Origin of the sequence: Streptomyces sp. NPDC005423, assembly GCF_040606415.1 — a bacterium.
GTDB lineage: Bacteria > Actinomycetota > Actinomycetes > Streptomycetales > Streptomycetaceae > Streptomyces.
Window position 1 is genome coordinate 46,711 of record NZ_JBEXET010000007.1, and the last position, 16,420, is coordinate 63,130.

Below are 16,420 nucleotides of genomic sequence, written 5' to 3' on the forward strand. Positions count from 1 at the left end.
CGTCGCGTAAGTCACACCGGAAACCGTGTTTCGGGGGTTGAAATGGCGGGAAACAAGCGTGGTTCCGCTGCGGAACGGCCGCCTCCGACAGCGCCGTGCGCGCCCGGAGTGCGGGCCTCTGCCTGATCACACGTGTCTTCCAGCGACGACGCCCGTGGATCTTCCGGCTCCGCCTCGAACTTTACGTCAACTTGGAGCGGAGTGGACTCCCGGAAGAGTGACGATGATCCTGCAACCGCGGTCGGATTCGGCCACCGCGATCCGGCCGCCGTGCAGATCCACCGCCCAGCGGGCGATCGCCAGCCCCAGGCCCGTACCGCCGTCGCTGCCGGGTCCGTGCGGCGCGCGCACCGCCCCGCGGTTGAACCGCTCGAAGACCCGGTGCCACTCCGACTTCGGTATGCCGGGCCCCTCGTCCAGGACCTCAAGCTCCAACGACTCCGCAAGCGCCCCGCGCCGGGCCTTCACCGTCACCCGGCCGTGCGCCGGGCTGTGCTTGACCGCGTTGTCGATCAGGTTGGCCACGACCTGGTGGAGCCGCTCGGGGTCCGCGTGCGCGGTCAGCTCGGGCGGGGAGACGTCGAGGTGCAGATGGACGTCGGTACGGGTGTGGCTGCCGGAGCCGGAGGCGATGCCCGCGCGCGCGGAGGCCACCATGTTCGCCTCCTTGAGCACGCCCGACAGATACGGCCACACCTCGAACCGGCGGGTCTTGAGGGGGACGACGCCGTTGTCCAGGCGGGAGAGGTCGAGCAGCGTCTCGACCAGCCGCCCGAGCCTCTCCGTCTGCTTCAGCGCCGTACGCATGGTCTCGGGATCGGCGGCCGAGACGCCGTCGACGACGTTCTCCAGTACGGCCCGCAGGCCGGCGATGGGGGTGCGCAGCTCGTGCGAGACGTTCGCCACCAGCTCCTTGCGGTGGCGCTCCTGGGCCTCCAGCTCGTCGGCCATGACGTTGATGGTCCCGGCCAGGTCGCCCAGTTCGTCGCGGCGGTTCTCGCTCACCCGGCGCGTGTAGTCGCCCCGGGAGATGGAGCGGGCCACCGTGTTCATCTCGTCCAGCGGCGCGGTGAGCGAGTGGGCCACGAACTGCGTGATCAGCAGGGTGGCGATCATCGAGAAGACCGTGATGAAGCGGAGCTCCGTCTTGGTGTGCACCGCGATCATCGACAGGCCGGTGGTGATCAGCACCGCGATGACGACCAGCGCGCCCAGCTTGGTCTTGATCGAGAACGGGCGCACCCCGCCCCAGGGCTCCCCGGGGGTCCTCTGTCCGGGCGGCCCGCCGCTCATGGCGTCGGGGTCTCCAGCGCGTACCCGACACCGTGCACCGTGCGGATCCGCTCGGCGCCGATCTTCCGGCGCAGCGCCTTGATGTGGCTGTCCACGGTCCGGGTGCCGGAGGCGTCCGCCCAGTCCCACACCTCCGCGAGCAACTGCTCGCGGGAGAGCACGGCGCGCGGGGTGTTCGCCAGACAGACCAGCAGGTCGAACTCGGTGGGCGTGAGGTGCACGTCCTCGCTGCGCACCCGCACCCGGCGCTGCGCGTGGTCGATCTCCAGCTCGCCGAGGCGCAGTATCCCGCTGCGGGGCGTCGAGGCCGCGATGGCGGCCCGCTCCACCCGGCGCAGCAGGACGTGCACCCGCGCGGCCAGTTCGCGCATCGAGAACGGCTTGGTCATGTAGTCGTCGGCGCCGACACCGAGCCCGACCAGCATGTCGGTCTCGTCGTCGCGTGCGGTGAGCATCAGCACCGGCACCGGGCGCTGGGCCTGCACCCGGCGGCAGACCTCCAGGCCGTCGAAGCCGGGCAGCATGATGTCGAGGATCAGCAGATCGGGCTGCCAGGCCTCCGCGGTGTCCACGGCCGACGGCCCGTCTCCCGCGGTCTGCACGAGAAATCCCTCGGCGCGCAGGCGGGCCGCGATGGCGTCGACGATCGTCGGGTCGTCCTCGACCACCAGCACCCGGCGCTGCGCGCCCTGCGTGGCCGTGGCCGTGCCGCTGTGGGAGGTGTGTGTCTGCTCCATCGCCCGCCCCTGAGTGTGCTTTCCGGAATCAGTGGGGTGATCCCATGACTGCGCTTGACGCTTGAATGAACCGCGTCAGGAAAGCAGAGTACGGGGAGTCATCGCGCCTCTGCTATCCAGGTCGTACGGCGAGATGCACGACGTCGGGAACGCCTCGGGCAACGGGGATCTCTTCGGTACGCACCTGCTGGAACCCGGCATTCCGCAAGGTTCGCTCAAATTCCGGAGAGGGTTCCGCCGACCACACCGCGAGTACCCCGCCGGGCCTCAACACCCTTGCGCAGGACGCCAGTCCGGCCGCCGAGTAGAGGCCGTCGTTGCCTTCCGTGACGGTCCAGCCGGGCCCGTTGTCGATGTCGAGGCAGAGCGCGTCAAAAGTGGCGCACGTCTCATTGACGAATGTGACCAGATCCGTTTTCACCATCTCGGTGCGCGGATCGGCGAGGGCCACCGCGGAGAGCGCGGAGAGGGGTCCGGCGCGGTGCCAGTCGATGACGGCGGCTTCGCGTTCCACGACGGTGATCCGCCCCCAGCGGCGGTCGGCCGCCGCGTGCGCCAGTGAGAAGCCGACGCCCAGCCCGCCGATGAGTACGGCGGGTGCGGGGCGCCCGTCGAGCGCGGCGTACGCGGCGTCGACGAGCAGTCGCTCCGAGCGTCCGTCGGAGGTGTCCATCAGGAAGCAGCCGTTGGCGATGATCTGGAGGAGCTCGCCGTGCCGGCGCAGTACCACTTCCCCGTACGGGCCCTCGCGACGGTCCAGGACGAGGGGGGTGCCGTGATCAATGCCGTGATCGGTCGACTCGTGGGCGGCGGTCATGGCGGTCATCTTGGCAGTTTCACGGAGGCGGACCGCCGATGGATGAGGCGGACGTATAAAAAACCTCTGAGGTTGATGTGAATCGCCTGTCGCGTGGCGTCGGTCCCAGACAGGAGGGCGTGGGACGCGAACGCTGGGGCGAAACGGAAGGATGGTCCCTTGGTGGAACGGACCGCGACGGCCGGCCGCACGGCTACCTCCTCGCCCGCGGCGCCCCCGGAGGCGCCGCTGACCGACCCGGCCGGACTGCTGGACGGCGTGCCCGCCCAGCGCGGAGCCGCCGCCCCGGCCACCGTGCCGGCCGCCCCGGTGGAGCCGGCGCCCGAGGTGTTCCCGCCGCGCGCCGCCCGCCCGGCCCGGCTGCCGCTGCCCACTCCGGCGGGAACGCCGTTCACGTTCGGCTACGCGCTCGTGCTCGCCGCCACCTCACTGGTCGGGTGGTACGTCGGTCCCGCCGTCGCGCACGCCCTGCACCAGGCGTCCAGCACCGACGTGGCCCACCTGGTGCGGGACCCGCTCCTGGTGCTGCCGGCCAGCGCGCTGTGGATCGTGGGCGGGCCGGTCTCGACGTACGCGCTGCTCTTCCTGGTGGTGCTCACCGCTCTGGAGCGGCGGATAGGCGGGCTCCGCGCGGCCGGTGTCTTCCTGCTCGGGCATGTGCTCGCGACCCTCGCGACCGAGGTCCCCGTCGGGCTCGCGGTGCTGGCGGGACGCCTGCCCGAGAGTTCCCTGCACCGCCTCGACTACGGCATCAGCTTCGGGGTCGCCGCGAGTGTGGGCGCGATGGCGGGACTGCTCCCGGTCTGGCTGCGGTGGCCGCTGCTCATGGTCTACGGCGGTCTGCTGGTCCAGGACCTGATCACCTTCACCGACCCCATGACCGACTACGGGCACCTGCTCGCCCTGACGATCGGCGCCGCGACCTGGCCGCTGGTGCGGCGCTGGCACCGCGAACGCGCCTGACGCCGGAACCGGTTGTCAACTCCCTTGGTGCGGGCGGCTGTTGGTGTGTTCGGTGCCGCGGAGCGCGACCGTCCGGCACGGGCGTGAATCGCCTTTGGCGCTGAGCCGCCGAGAGGTTATGTTCGGGTGCGACGAGTCGCCCACGAGGAGTGAGAAGGACATGCCCGGTCGTCCGAGCGCGCGTTGACCTTGTAGGCCGTCACCGGCCTGTCATCGCGTGCTGCCCTCGATGTCGCGGCACAGCGAGCCTTCTCCCCCGCCTGAACAGTCCGCGCACGCCTGTCGTGCGCCGGGCGTCGGGCCTCGTCGTCGGCGACTCAAGGGGTCCCCGTGCCGCCCGCATCCTCCGACGTATCCGATTCCGGTCGGCCCGTTCCAGCGAGCCTGTGGCGGGACGGCGACTTCCGCAGACTCTGGGTGGGGCAGACGGCCTCCCAACTCGGCGAACAGGCGAGCCTGTTGGTCCTGCCGCTCCTCGCCGTCCTGACACTCGACGCCGGTGCCGGCCAGGTGGGCGTTCTCCGCGCGGTGGGGCAGGCGCCGGTCCTGCTGCTCTCGCTCCTCGCCGGCGCGTGGGTGGACAGGTGGCGCACCCGCACGGTGATGGTGCTGGCGGATGCCGGCCGGGCTCTCACCCTGGGCGCCGCCGCCGTGGCCGGCCTGCTCGGCGGGCTCGGCCTGCCCGCGCTGCTCGTGGTCGCCTTCGCCGTCGGGGCCCTGTCCGTCTTCTTCGACGTGGCGTACCAGGCGTCTCTCGTAGGGCTGGTGGAACGCGATCAGCTGGTGCGGGGCAACAGCGCGCTGGAGGGCAGCCGGTCGGCGGCGCAGATGGCCGGTCCCGCGCTGGGCGGCGCCGTGGTGTCACTGTTGTCGGCGCCGGTCGCCGCCGCCTCCGGCGCGCTGTTCTTCGCGCTGTCCTTCCTGTCGCTCCGCCGGATCCGGCGGACCGAATCGGTGCCGGAGCGCTCGGAGGGTGCCCCTCGGGTGTGGCGACGGATCCATGAGGGCCTCCGTTTCGTGGCCGCCGAGTCCGCGCTGCGGACCGTGTGCCTGGCCTCGGCCGCCTTCCAGTTCTCCTACGCGGCGACGACGACCGTCTATCTGCTCTTCCTGCCACGGGAGTTGCACCTCTCGGGCACCGTCGTCGGCCTGGCGCTCGCGGCGACGGGGCCGGGCGCACTCCTGGGCTCGATGCTCGCCGCCCGCCTGCCGGGCCGGTTCGGCCATGGCCCGGTGCTCGTGTCGGCGGCGGTACTCGGCGACGGCGCGTTCCTGTGGGTGCCCGCACTGCACGGCTCCTCCGCCGTGACCGTTCCCGCGCTCCTCGCGGTCGGCTTCGTGTTCGGGACCGGCGGCCAGTTGGTGAACGTCACCGTCATGGCCGTACGGCAGGCCGTCACCCCGGACGGGATGCAGGGCCGCGCGACCGCGACGATCACGTTCGTCGGCATGGGGCTGACCCCGCTCGGCTCGCTGCTCGGCGGGGCTCTCGCGGCGGAGTGGGGGGCGCGCACCAGCCTCCTGGTGACGGCCGCGGGCATGCTGCTGTCTCCCGCGCTGATCGCCCTGTCCCCCCTCGCTCGCCTGGGACGGGCCCTCCCTGAGCACCTGTGACGGCCGGCGCGACGGACACCGCTGACCGGCGGACGCGGCTCGGCCAACGGCGCATCCGGCCTCGACCGGGACACCGGCCGCACGTGATCGCTCTCGGCGAACATCCGCTGGGGAACAACGGGAGCCTCCTGGGCATTGAGTCGAGATAGCTCAACTTGACTGCCAAAGGGGAGATCATGGCTTCGACGTCCTCACCGCTCACTCTGCCTGTGCTGCCGCTCGACGACGAGGTCGTGCTGCCCGGCATGGTGGTCCCGCTGGACTTGAACGACACCGATGTACGGGCCGCCGTGGAGGCCGCGCAGGCCGCCGCGCGGTCGGAGACCGGCAAGCCCCAGGTGCTGCTGGTCCCGCGGATCGACGGGACGTACGCGAACACCGGGGTGCTCGGCACCGTCGAGCAGGTCGGCCGGCTGGCCGACGGCGACCCGGGCGCGCTGATCCGCGGCCGTGGCCGCGTGCGCATCGGCGCGGGCACCACCGGCCCCGGCGCCGCCCTGTGGGTCGAGGGGACGCGGCTCGACGAGAGCGTGCCCGATCCGCTGCCCGGCTCGGTGACCGAGCTGGTGAAGGAGTACAAGGCGCTGGCCACGGCCTGGCTGCGCAAGCGGGGCGCCTGGCAGATCGTCGACCGCGTCCAGGCGATCGACGACGTGTCCGCGCTCGCCGACAACTCCGGTTACTCGCCTTTCCTGACCACCGAGCAGAAGGTGGAACTGCTGGAGACCGCCGACCCGGTGGCCCGGCTGAAGGTCGCCGCCCAGCAGCTGCGCGACCACCTCGCCGAGCAGGACGTCGCCGAGACCATCGCCAAGGACGTCCAGGAGGGCGTCGACAAGCAGCAGCGCGAGTTCCTGCTCCGCCGCCAGCTGGAAGCGGTCCGCAAGGAGCTGCGCGAACTGAACGGTGATTCCGCCGAGGGTGAGGAGTCCGACGACTACCGCACCCGCGTCGACAACGCCGACCTGCCCGAGAAGGTCCGGGAGGCCGCCCTCAAGGAGGTCGAGAAGCTGGAGCGGTCCAGCGACCAGTCCCCGGAGGGCTCCTGGATCCGCACCTGGCTGGACACGGTGCTCGAACTGCCGTGGAACGAGCGGACCGACGACAGTTCCTCCGAGCGCGACATCCAGGGCGCCAGGGCGATCCTCGACGCCGAGCACGCGGGCCTGGAGGACGTGAAGGAGCGGATCACCGAGTACCTGGCCGTGCGCAAGCGGCGCATGGAGCGGGGACTGGGGATCGTGGGCGGCCGGCGCGGCGGTGCCGTGCTCGCGCTCGTGGGCCCGCCCGGGGTCGGCAAGACCTCGCTCGGCGAGTCCGTCGCGCACGCGATGGGGCGGAAGTTCGTCCGGGTCGCGCTGGGCGGCGTACGCGACGAGGCCGAGATCCGTGGCCACCGGCGTACCTACGTCGGCGCGCTGCCCGGTCGGATCGTCCGCGCGATCAAGGAGGCCGGGTCCATGAACCCGGTGGTCCTGCTCGACGAGATCGACAAGGTGGGCTCCGACTTCCGGGGTGACCCCGCGGCGGCGCTGCTGGAGGTCCTCGACCCGGCCCAGAACCACACCTTCCGGGACCACTACCTGGAGGTCGAACTCGACCTGTCCGACGTCGTGTTCCTCGCGACGGCGAACGTCCTGGAGGCCATCCCAGAGGCGCTGCTGGACCGGATGGAGCTGGTCCGGCTCGACGGTTACACCGAGGACGAGAAGATCGTCATCGCCCGTGACCACCTGCTCCCGCGCCAGCTGGAGCGGGCCGGCCTCCAGGCGGACGAGGTCGTCATCGACGACGGCGCGCTGCGCAGGCTGGCCGGCGAGTACACGCGTGAGGCGGGCGTCCGCAACCTGGAGCGGTCGGTCGCCCGGCTGCTGCGCAAGGTCGCGGCCCAGCACGAACTGGGTGAGCGGGAGCTGCCGTTCACCGTCACGGACGAGGAGCTGCGGGCCCTGATCGGCCGGCCGCACCACGTGCCCGAGTCCGCGCAGGACCCGGCGGAGCGCCGTACGGCCGTCCCCGGTGTCGCCACCGGGCTCGCGGTCACCGGTGCGGGCGGTGACGTCCTCTACGTCGAGGCGTCGCTGGCCGACCCGGAGACGGGCGCGGCGGGCCTGACCCTGACCGGTCAGCTCGGTGACGTGATGAAGGAGTCGGCGCAGATCGCGCTGAGCTTCCTGCGCTCGCGCGGTGCCGAACTGGAGCTTCCCGTGGGTGACTTGAAGGACCGGGGGGTGCACATCCACTTCCCGGCGGGCGCGGTGCCGAAGGACGGCCCGAGCGCGGGCGTCACGATGACGACGGCCCTGGCGTCGCTGCTGAGCGGGCGCCCGGTCCGTACGGACGTGGCGATGACCGGCGAGGTCTCGCTGACCGGGCGGGTCCTGCCGATCGGCGGAATGAAGCAGAAGCTGCTCGCCGCGCACCGGGCCGGTATCACCACGGTCATCGTCCCCAAGCGCAACGAGGCCGACCTGGACGACGTGCCGGCCGAGGTGCTGGAGAAGCTCGACGTGCACGCCGTGACGGACGTCCGCCAGGTCCTCGAACTGGCCCTGTCGCCCGCCACCAACGGCGCGTCGCCGGAGGTTCCGGTGGCGGCGTGACGGACGCCATCGGACCGAAGGGCCCGGCTCCCCCGAACACCAGGGGGGCCGGGCCCGCGCCGCGTCTCAGCCGTTGGCCAGTGCGGTCACCCGGTCGAGCGCGCCGTTGAACGCGTCGTGGTCACCGACGGTCGGTCCGGACGAGGTGTACTGCCACATCGTGTAGAACGTGTACCCGGCCGGCAGGGTCCCGGCGTCCGAGGCGTAGCGGGCGATCCACAGCGGGTCGGCGGCGGCGAGACCGGCGTGGTTCCCGGTGCAGGAGCTCCACCAGCTGGTGGACGTGTAGATCACCGCGTACCGGCCGGTGCGGGAGTGGTAGGCGGCGACGAAGTCGGAGATCCAGGCGACCATCGCCGAGGCCGACTTGCCGTAGCAGGAGGCGCCGTAGGGGTTCCACTCGATGTCGAGGACGCCGGGCAGCGTCCTGCCGTCCTTCGACCAGCCGCCGCCGTGGTCGACGAAGTAGTTCGCCTGGGCCGTGCCGCTGGTCGTGTCCGGGGTGGCGAAGTGGTACGAGCCGCGGATCATCCCGACGCCGTACGCGCCGTCGTACTGCTGCGTGAAGTACGGGTTCGTGTAGTACGTCCCCTCGGTCGCCTTGGTGTACGCCCAGCGGACCCCGCTGCTCCACAGGGTCGACCAGGCCACGTTGCCCTGGTAGGCGCTGACGTCCACGCCCTCGGTGCGGGTGGCCGCGGCGGCGCCGGGGGAGCGGCTCTCGCCGTCGTGGGCCAGGACGCCGATGCCCAGGTAGGCGGAGCCGCGGACGGGGACCGGGAGGGGCTCGGGGGCGGCGGAGGCCGGGAGCGCGGAGGCGGAGGAGAGGGCGAGACCGAGGGCGGCGAGCAGGACTCCGGCGGGTGACAGCCGCCGGGGCCGGCGGGATCTGCGCACGGGCATGGCGTGCCTTTCGACGGTGCGGTGGGGGGAGGGGGAGAAGCTGGGGCCGGCCGATGCTCCGCCGTCGCGGTATCGGCATGGGCATGCCAGTGAGGGGGTGGTAGAAGAAGCTACGCACGCGCCGCACCCGGTGGGAAGGGGGTCCGGGGGCCGCCGTTGGTCTAGCCCTGCGAAATACTGTCGGAGCTGCGGCGATGACGGTGGTTGGCGGAAACTTTCACGATCGGGAAAGCAGAGCATGGGTGCTGACGTGCACGAGGGCGGAAACGGCGGCGAACGCCGGACCGGACCCGGTCTGACGCCGAGTGGTGTGGACCGCGAATACCTGTCCCTGGAACGGGAGTTGACCTTCCTGCTGCGGCGCGCCCGGGCCAACCAGGGCGAGATGGCCCGCGAGGTCCACCCCGACCTGGAGTCCGCCGCGTACGGGCTGCTGGTCCGCCTGGACGAGTACGACCGGCAGCGGGCCACCGAACTGGCGGCCTACATCGGCGTCGGCAAGGCCACCATGTCCCGCCAGTTGCGTGCCCTGGAGGAGCTGGGCCTGGTCGCCCGCGAGCCGGACCCGGCGGACGGCCGCGCCTGGCTGGTCCACCTCACCGACGAGGGCCGTAGCCGCGTCGGCCACGTCCGCGAGGCCCGCCGTGCGCGCTACGTCAGCCAGCTCTCCCACTGGGACCGGCGCGAGGTGGCCGAACTGGCGCGCCTGCTGCACGAGTTGAACGGGGTCATGGAGAAGTAGGGAGCAGCGCACAGGTGTTGGCCCGGCGGCCCGGCGGCCCGACGGTCCAAGGCGGTTCAGAGTTCGGCGTACACGACCGTCGCGTCGTCGTGCGTCTTGCTGCGGCGCAGGAACTCCCGCCCGCTGTCGGTCCGTTCGAGTCGCCGCACCCGCTCGACCAGAGCCCGCCCGCCCTCCTCGCGGACGACACCGAAGCAGTCCGCCCAGTCGCCCTGCCGGAACGTGTCCACCCAGCGGGTCGCCCCGTCGGTCAGCGCGGCCAGGGCGCGGACCCCGGCCCGCGGGAGCGTGCCCGTCACCGCCCGCTTCGCCACCGACGGGTCGGCCGCCGCGGTGAAGAAGCCGCCCTCCCGGTTGCGCAGGGTGGCGTCGACCAGCGCGTCCGTGGCCAGGGCGGACCGGGGCAGGCGGGAGAGCCGGTCGTCCAGTACGGCGGTCACCGCGCCGGACGGCGCCTCGACCAGCAGGGCCGAGTCGGACAGCACCAGGTGCTCGACACCCTCCGGTGACCAGCGGGCCAACACCACGGTGGCCTGCGGTGTACGCGGGTGAGAAAGGTCACAGGTGCCGGCGTGGGCCTCGGAGGTCCGCAGAATCGCCCGGTACAGGATCTCCGACAGCGTCAGATCCCGGGCGGAAACGGTCAGTTCACCCAGGGCGCCGCCCAGCCGCGCGGTGAACCAGGGGACCGAATGCAGACAGCCTGTCTCTCCGCGGGGCGGTGTCACGCCGTCCAGCACCACGAGTGCGCCGCCCTGTCCCCCGGCCGGGAGCGCCACGCTCGCGAAGTCCTCGTTGGGGCGGGCGGGATCACCGGGCTCCGAAACAAGTTCCGTATGCATTCGGCCAGTCTGCACGACCCCTTCACAACGCCCACAAAGGGCTGGCGCCGCTCACCGAACCCCTGCAGCCATGCAGGTCAGGCGCCGGGTTTGGGGTGGATTGGCGGACTCCGCCGGGGCGTGACGGCGAATCCTGCCAAAGGCCGCCGCCCACGTCCAACCGGACCCCGCGCGGGGGTGTCGCACAGGCCGCCGGAACTTGCCCCTCAACTCCCCGACCCTGTTCACTCCTTCGGGTGGCGGGTCGGATGATGCGGGACCACTGCCCATCAGCACTGGGAGGGTCGGGGACCGTAACCGGGAGTGCGCGGCAGTGCGACAGCAGATGACAGAGCGTCACCCGGGTCCTTGGGTATCACGAGTCAGGAATGCGAGCACCGGTGCAGAAGAAGCGGCCTCGGCGCCCAGACAAGCGGACGGCCCCTCAGCCGGCCACCACCGGTGACGCCATGACCGGCCCCACGGGCGGGGGACGCGCCACCCACGTACGCAACCGGCTCGTCGTGGCCGTCGCCGTCGTGGCCGCCGCCATCGCGGCGGCCGGCGCCCCGGTCCTGCTCACCGCCTCCGGGCAACTGAGCGACTCCCAGGACCTGGTGACGCTCGCCGGACAGACCCAGGACGCGCTCGCGCTGGCCCACTCCCTCGCCGACGAACGCGACGAGGTCACCTCGTACATCGCCGCCGGACGTCCCAAGGAACTGGCACCCTCCGAGGACCGCAGCGCCCGGGTCGACCGCCAGGTCGAGGAGTTGCGCGCCGGCGCCGACACCCCCGCGACCCTGCGCGCGGACCTCGACGAGGTCGCCTCCGTCCGGCGCTCCGCGCTCAGCGGCAGGAACAGCGCCCTCGAAGCGCACACCGCGTACTCCGCCGCCATCACCGAACTGCACCGCATGGCCGAGGAGTTGGCCCAGCGGACCCCGCCGCGCGCGGGCTCCGGCGGCTACGCCCTCGCCGAGCTGGACACCGCCGTCCAGCAGGCCGCGGCGGCCCGCGGACTGATCCTCGCCGCCCTGAACGTGCCGACGAGCACCCGGACGGTGATCAGCCCCACCACCGGCCTGCCCGTCACCGCGACCACCTCCTCGGACGCCGACACCAAGCGGCGCGACGCGCTCAGCGCCGCCGCCCAGCAGGCCCGGCTCCGCTCCGACGCGGCCCTCTCCGACTTCCGGGACACCGCGCCGAAGAGCGCCGTCGCGGGGTACGACTCCACCGTCACCGGACCCGAGGTCAACTCCGCCGCGAAGTACCTCGCCACCCTCACCGACCAGCCCACGCTCTCCGACAGCGACCTGAGCGCCAGCGTCCGGAAGGCCGACGCGGCGCTCTCCTCCCGCGTCGACCTGATGCGCGGCGAGGAGTCCGCCCTCTACGCGAACCGCTCACGGGAACTCGCCGGTCTGCGCGACGACGACGTCACCGCGCTGGAGCGCCGCGTCGCCGCCCTCGGTGTCCTCATGCTGCTCGCCGTCGGCATCACCACCGCGATGGCCCGCAGTCTCACCCGGCCGCTCTCCGTGCTGCGCCGCGGTTCCGCCCGGCTGGCCGGCGCCGGGGACCCCGCGGCCGAGGAGCCGATCACGTTCACCGGCCGCAACGACGAGTTCGCGCAGGTGGTCCGCTCGGTCAACACCCTGCACGCGCACGCCGTGGCCCTGCACGAACGCGTCGCCACCCTGGAGGCCGACCGCAAGCACCTCGTCGGCCAGCGGCAGAAGATGGCCGACGCCCGCGAGGAGCTGCGCTCCGAACTCAGCGACTCCGCCGCCCAGTTGGAGCGGCTGCGGACCAGCATCGGCTCCACCTTCGTCAACCTCGCGCTGCGCACCCTGGGCCTGGTCGAGCGGCAACTCGCCGTCATCGAGGGCCTGGAGGAGCGCGAGCAGGACCCCGAGCGGCTCTCCACCCTCTTCAAGCTCGACCACTTCGCCACGGTCATGCGTCGGCACAGCGAGAACCTCCTCGTCCTCGCCGGCACCGAACACGTCCAGCAGCACGCGGGCCAGGTCCCGCTCGTCGACGTGGTCCGGGCGGCCGTCAGCGAGATCGAACGCTACGAGCGCGTCCGTATCGCCGCGCTCCCGCCGCACGCCCACGTGGCCGGCTTCGCCGCCGACGACCTGAGCCACCTGCTGGCCGAACTCATGGAGAACGCCAGCTCGTTCTCCCCGCCGGACCTGCCCGTCGAGGTCTCCGGCTGGCTCCTGGAGAGCGGCGAGGTGATGCTCTCCGTCCAGGACGAGGGCATCGGCATGACCGAGGAGCGGATGACCCGGCTCAACGCCCGCCTCGCCGAGTTCGACGCGGAGTCGCCGTACGACGAGGAGGGCGAGCAGGGGCTCGGCCTCGGGCTCTACGTCGTCGCCCGCCTCGCCCACCGCCACGGCGTCCGGGTCCAGCTGCGCGAGCAGAAGCAGGGCGGCACCGCGGCCGTCGTGGTCCTGCCCGGCCCGCTCCTCGCCGCCTCCCCGAGCTCGGCCGCCCCGGCCGCCGCGCCGGTCTCCGGGGGCGCCCACGCGTACTCCCTGCCCGGCGCCGACGCCGAGGTCAACTCCAATGTCCTGCACGGCCGTTCGCCGGCCGACGGCGACCCGCTGGTCGCCCTCGCGGAGCAGGCCGTACGCGAGCACACGGAGCCGGAGCCGGAGCGGGAACCGCACACGGAGCCGGACCCCCGGCCCGACGCCGAGCCGCGGGTACGCGTCGCCGAGACGACGATGGAGCTGCTGCTGCCCACGGCCGACGACGAGGCCGTGCACGAGCGCCCCGCCGACGACGAGGCCGTGCACCAGAGCCCCGCCGATGACGAGGACCCCGTCACGGACAAGGGCCTCCCCAAGCGCACCCCCAAGATCACCCAACGGGCCCAGGCCCCGCGGCAGCGGAGCGGCGCACTGGACGCGGACGCCCTCCGCCGCCGGCTCGGCGGCTTCCGTCAGGGCGCACAGGCCGGCTACCGCGACGTCGAGGCGGAGATCGCCGAGCGGACGGGGCAGAACCCGGTACCGGCGACGGCGCCGGAAACAGCACGTGCCGAGGAATCCACGGGGGGCACTGTCGAGGAGGCAAGCAGTTGACCGCGCCCAGTACCTTCGGACTGAGCAGTGAAGCCCGCAACCTGCACTGGCTGCTGACCAATCTCGTCGAGGAGGTGCCAGGCATCCAGTCGGTCGCGGTCGTCTCCTCCGACGGTCTGCTGCTGCTCTCCTCCGACCCGGGGCGGAACGCGGAGGCCAGAGAGGCCCGCGAAGGCAGGCGCGCCGGCCCGCGCGGCTCCGCCGCCGACCTCGCCACCATCGTCTCCGGCATCGGCAGCCTCACCATCGGGACCGCCAAGCTGATGGAGTACGGCACGGTGAAGCACACCATGGTCGCGATGGAGGAGGGCAGCCTCTTCGTGATGTCGATCAGCGACGGTTCGCTGCTCGGCGTGCACGGCTCCGCGGACTGCGACATGAGCGTCGTGTCGTACCACATGGCGCTCTTCGTCGGCCGGGCCGGTCACGTCCTCACTCCGGAACTCCGCAGCGAACTGCGGAACTCCCTGGATTCCGAGCCGACCGGGAGCGCCCGATGAGCAGTACGCCCCAACGGCTCCCCGTGCGCGGCGGCGACCGCAAACCCGCCCGTGTACGCCCCTATTCGCTCACCGGCGGCCGGACCCGCTTCGGTCACGTACTCCTGGTGGAGACCTTCGTGGCCAGCACGGCGGCGCTCGAAGCACCGGAGGAGCGACGTGAGTTGACGAACGGCTCGCTCAACACCCGGGTCATGCCGGAGATGCGGGCCATCGTCGAGATCTGCCGCCGTATGCGCACGGTGGCGGAGATCGCCGCGCTGCTGAAGATGCCGCTCGGTGTGGTCCGCGTGCTGCTGAGCGACCTCGCGGACCAGGGAAAGATCCGTGTGTACGGAACCGGAACAGGTCACGGCCCGGGCCGTCCTGACCGCGCTCTGCTGGAAAGGGTGCTGAGTGGACTCCGCCGTCTCTGACGCCGCCTACGGCGTCTCCCCGCTCCTCGACGAGGAGGAGCACCTGCGGCCCTGGCAGACGGACCGCACCCGTGCCCCCGTCGCGACGAAGATCGTGATCGCGGGCGGCTTCGGCGTCGGCAAGACCACCATGGTCACCGCCGTCTCGGAGATCGAGCCCCTCCAGACGGAGGCGCTGATGACCCAGGCCAGCGAGGAGACCGACGACCTCTCGGCCACCCCCGGCAAGCTGACCACCACCGTGGCGATGGACTTCGGCCGGCTCTCGCTCGACGACGACCTGGTGCTCTACCTCTTCGGTACGCCGGGCCAGCAGCGGTTCTGGTTCATGTGGGACGACCTGGTGCGCGGCGCGATCGGTGCCGTCGTGCTGGCCGACACCCGCCGCCTGAAGGACTGCTTCCCCGCGCTCGACTACTTCGAGAGCTGCGGACTGCCGTACGTCGTCGCGGTCAACCACTTCGACGGCAGCGACCGCTTCGACCCGCAGGACGTGCGGGAGGCGTTGACGATATCCACCGACGTACCTGTCATGATCATGGACGCGCGGCGCAGGATCTCGGCCATCGAGACCCTGCTGGCGCTCGTCGGCCACGCGCTGGACGTCACCCCCGAGTAGCAGGAGAACAGCACCCGTATGCGGAAGATACTCGTCGTCGGAGCCGGTCAGGCCGGTCTCCAGCTAGCCCTCGGACTCCAGTCGCACGGGTACGAGGTCACCCTGATGTCCAACCGGACCGCCGACGAGATCCGCACCGGGCGGGTCATGTCGACGCAGTGCATGTTCGCCACCGCGCTGCGGCACGAGCGCGAGCTCCAGCTGAACTTCTGGGAGTCCCAGGCCCCGAAGATCGAGGGACTCGGCGTCTCGGTCGCCGCCCCCGGCTCGCACGACCCGGGGCCGGCGCAGCGCGTGATCGACTGGGTGGGCAGGCTCGACGGGTTCGCGCAGTCGGTCGACCAGCGGGTGAAGATGGCCGGCTGGATGGAGACGTTCGCCCAGCGCGGCGGGCAGCTCGTCATCCACGGCGCGGCGGTGGGCGACCTCGACTACTTCTCCCGCGCCTACGACCTGGTCCTCGTCTCGGCCGGCAAGGGCGAACTGGTGTCGCTCTTCGCCCGCGACGCCGAGCGCTCCCCGTACAGCCAGCCGCAGCGCGCCCTCGCCGTGGCGTACGTCCACGGCCTCGCTCCGCGTCCGGAGCACCCGGAGTTCGACGCGGTCCGCTGCAACCTGGTGCCGGGCGTGGGCGAGTTGTTCGTCATGCCGACGCTGACCACCTCCGGGCGCGCGGACATCCTGTTCTGGGAGGGCATACCCGGCGGCCCGCTGGACGTCTTCACCGGCGTCAAGGACCCGGCCGAGCACCTCTCCCTGACCCTGGAACTCATGGAGAAGTTCACGCCGTGGGAGTACGCGCGGGCGACCGACGTCGAACTCACCGACGCCGGGGGCACGTTGGCCGGCCGGTACGCGCCCACGGTCCGCGAGCCGGTGGGCCGGCTGCCCGGCGGCGGACTGGTCCTCGGCGTCGCCGACGTCGTCGTCACCAACGACCCGATCACCGGTCAGGGCTCCAACTCCGCCGCCAAGTGCGCCGCTTCGTACCTCGCCTCGATCCTGGAGAACGGCGAGAAGGAGTTCGACGAGGCGTGGATGCGGAACACCTTCGAGCAGTACTGGGGTACCGCGCGGCACGTCACCAAGTGGACCAACGCGATGCTGGGCCCGCCGCCGGAGCATGTGCTCGACCTCATCGGCGCGGCCGGTCGACTCCAGCCGGTGGCGGACCGGTTCGCCAACGCCTTCGACGACCCGGCCGACTTCGAGGACTTCTTCTACGAGCCGGAGAAGACCGGCGCGTACCTGGACTCGGTGACCGGAGCCTGACGGCGGCCGGCCCCGG

14 protein-coding genes are annotated in these 16,420 nt (G+C 71.9%); 9 read left to right on the forward strand and 5 right to left on the reverse strand.

The window, feature by feature from the left end; all coding sequences use genetic code 11:
* Window positions 1–186: 186 nt before the first annotated feature.
* The 3 genes from ABZT12_RS11270 to ABZT12_RS11280 form a co-directional block, all read right to left on the reverse strand.
* The gene (locus tag ABZT12_RS11270; protein ID WP_356381005.1) at window positions 187–1,293 is read right to left on the reverse strand and encodes a HAMP domain-containing sensor histidine kinase; all 1,107 of its coding nucleotides are present in this window, start codon (window positions 1,291–1,293) and stop codon (window positions 187–189) included.
* The gene (locus ABZT12_RS11275) at window positions 1,290–2,030 is read right to left on the reverse strand and encodes a response regulator transcription factor (protein WP_356381008.1); all 741 of its coding nucleotides are present in this window, start codon (window positions 2,028–2,030) and stop codon (window positions 1,290–1,292) included. Before ABZT12_RS11275 ends, ABZT12_RS11270 begins: the two co-directional genes overlap by 4 nt.
* 112 nt (window positions 2,031–2,142) lie before the next feature.
* Window positions 2,143–2,847: a spermidine synthase gene (locus ABZT12_RS11280; protein ID WP_356381372.1), complete on the reverse strand. Its 705-nt coding sequence runs from the start codon at window positions 2,845–2,847 to the stop codon at window positions 2,143–2,145.
* A gap of 162 nt (window positions 2,848–3,009) precedes the next feature.
* On the opposite strand from ABZT12_RS11280, the gene ABZT12_RS11285 reads away from it, so the two are divergent.
* From ABZT12_RS11285 to lon, 3 genes are all read left to right on the forward strand, one after another.
* Entirely contained in the window at window positions 3,010–3,810 is an 801-nt protein-coding gene (locus tag ABZT12_RS11285) for a rhomboid-like protein (RefSeq protein ID WP_356381375.1), read from the forward strand.
* Window positions 3,811–4,140: 330 nt separating this feature from the next.
* The gene (locus ABZT12_RS11290) at window positions 4,141–5,424 is read left to right on the forward strand and encodes an MFS transporter (RefSeq protein WP_356381011.1); all 1,284 of its coding nucleotides are present in this window, start codon (window positions 4,141–4,143) and stop codon (window positions 5,422–5,424) included.
* Window positions 5,425–5,600: 176 nt separating this feature from the next.
* A complete protein-coding gene (lon, locus tag ABZT12_RS11295; protein ID WP_356381014.1) occupies window positions 5,601–8,027 on the forward strand; it encodes an endopeptidase La in 2,427 nt (808 codons plus the stop codon).
* A gap of 66 nt (window positions 8,028–8,093) precedes the next feature.
* Here lon and ABZT12_RS11300 read toward each other — a convergent pair whose 3' ends face one another.
* Window positions 8,094–8,930: a lysozyme gene (locus tag ABZT12_RS11300; protein WP_356381016.1), complete on the reverse strand. Its 837-nt coding sequence runs from the start codon at window positions 8,928–8,930 to the stop codon at window positions 8,094–8,096.
* A 238-nt stretch (window positions 8,931–9,168) separates the two neighbouring features.
* Here ABZT12_RS11300 and ABZT12_RS11305 point away from each other — a divergent pair, with 238 nt between their 5' ends.
* Window positions 9,169–9,672, forward strand: coding sequence for a MarR family transcriptional regulator (locus ABZT12_RS11305; protein WP_356381019.1), 504 nt, complete (start codon window positions 9,169–9,171; stop codon window positions 9,670–9,672).
* A gap of 56 nt (window positions 9,673–9,728) precedes the next feature.
* Here the strand turns inward: ABZT12_RS11305 and ABZT12_RS11310 are convergent, their stop codons facing one another.
* On the reverse strand, window positions 9,729–10,514 hold the full coding sequence (locus ABZT12_RS11310; protein ID WP_356381022.1) for a protein phosphatase 2C domain-containing protein: 786 nt from the start codon (window positions 10,512–10,514) through the stop codon (window positions 9,729–9,731).
* Window positions 10,515–10,882: 368 nt separating this feature from the next.
* Between ABZT12_RS11310 and ABZT12_RS11315 the strand changes: the two genes are divergently transcribed.
* Genes ABZT12_RS11315 through ABZT12_RS11335 form a run of 5 tightly spaced genes read left to right on the forward strand, consistent with a single transcriptional unit; the run spans window position 10,883 to window position 16,404 of the window.
* On the forward strand, window positions 10,883–13,597 hold the full coding sequence (locus ABZT12_RS11315) for a nitrate- and nitrite sensing domain-containing protein (RefSeq protein ID WP_356381025.1): 2,715 nt from the start codon (window positions 10,883–10,885) through the stop codon (window positions 13,595–13,597).
* On the forward strand, window positions 13,594–14,097 hold the full coding sequence (locus ABZT12_RS11320; RefSeq protein ID WP_356381028.1) for a roadblock/LC7 domain-containing protein: 504 nt from the start codon (window positions 13,594–13,596) through the stop codon (window positions 14,095–14,097). The genes ABZT12_RS11315 and ABZT12_RS11320 overlap by 4 nt, the downstream gene beginning before the upstream one ends.
* Window positions 14,094–14,513: a DUF742 domain-containing protein gene (locus tag ABZT12_RS11325; RefSeq protein WP_356381031.1), complete on the forward strand. Its 420-nt coding sequence runs from the start codon at window positions 14,094–14,096 to the stop codon at window positions 14,511–14,513. The genes ABZT12_RS11320 and ABZT12_RS11325 overlap by 4 nt, the downstream gene beginning before the upstream one ends.
* Window positions 14,494–15,132, forward strand: a complete 639-nt coding sequence (locus ABZT12_RS11330; protein ID WP_356381034.1) for an ATP/GTP-binding protein — start codon at window positions 14,494–14,496, stop codon at window positions 15,130–15,132. Before ABZT12_RS11325 ends, ABZT12_RS11330 begins: the two co-directional genes overlap by 20 nt.
* Before the next feature lie 18 nt (window positions 15,133–15,150).
* The gene (locus tag ABZT12_RS11335) at window positions 15,151–16,404 is read left to right on the forward strand and encodes a styrene monooxygenase/indole monooxygenase family protein (protein ID WP_356381037.1); all 1,254 of its coding nucleotides are present in this window, start codon (window positions 15,151–15,153) and stop codon (window positions 16,402–16,404) included.
* Window positions 16,405–16,420 lie beyond the last annotated feature (16 nt).

Bases quoted from the DNA above. Each gene is read 5' to 3' on its own strand.
- ABZT12_RS11305 (WP_356381019.1), top strand. From the start codon at position 9,169: ATGGGTGCTGACGTGCACGAGGGCGGAAACGGCGGCGAACGCCGGACC.
- ABZT12_RS11280 (WP_356381372.1), bottom strand. From the start codon at position 2,847: ATGACCGCCGCCCACGAGTCGACCGATCACGGCATTGATCACGGCACC.
- ABZT12_RS11325 (WP_356381031.1), top strand. From the start codon at position 14,094: ATGAGCAGTACGCCCCAACGGCTCCCCGTGCGCGGCGGCGACCGCAAA.
- ABZT12_RS11270 (WP_356381005.1), bottom strand. From the start codon at position 1,293: ATGAGCGGCGGGCCGCCCGGACAGAGGACCCCCGGGGAGCCCTGGGGC.
- lon (WP_356381014.1), top strand. From the start codon at position 5,601: ATGGCTTCGACGTCCTCACCGCTCACTCTGCCTGTGCTGCCGCTCGAC.
- ABZT12_RS11310 (WP_356381022.1), bottom strand. From the start codon at position 10,514: ATGCATACGGAACTTGTTTCGGAGCCCGGTGATCCCGCCCGCCCCAAC.
- ABZT12_RS11315 (WP_356381025.1), top strand. From the start codon at position 10,883: ATGCGAGCACCGGTGCAGAAGAAGCGGCCTCGGCGCCCAGACAAGCGG.
- ABZT12_RS11275 (WP_356381008.1), bottom strand. From the start codon at position 2,030: ATGGAGCAGACACACACCTCCCACAGCGGCACGGCCACGGCCACGCAG.
- ABZT12_RS11300 (WP_356381016.1), bottom strand. From the start codon at position 8,930: ATGCCCGTGCGCAGATCCCGCCGGCCCCGGCGGCTGTCACCCGCCGGA.
- ABZT12_RS11335 (WP_356381037.1), top strand. From the start codon at position 15,151: ATGCGGAAGATACTCGTCGTCGGAGCCGGTCAGGCCGGTCTCCAGCTA.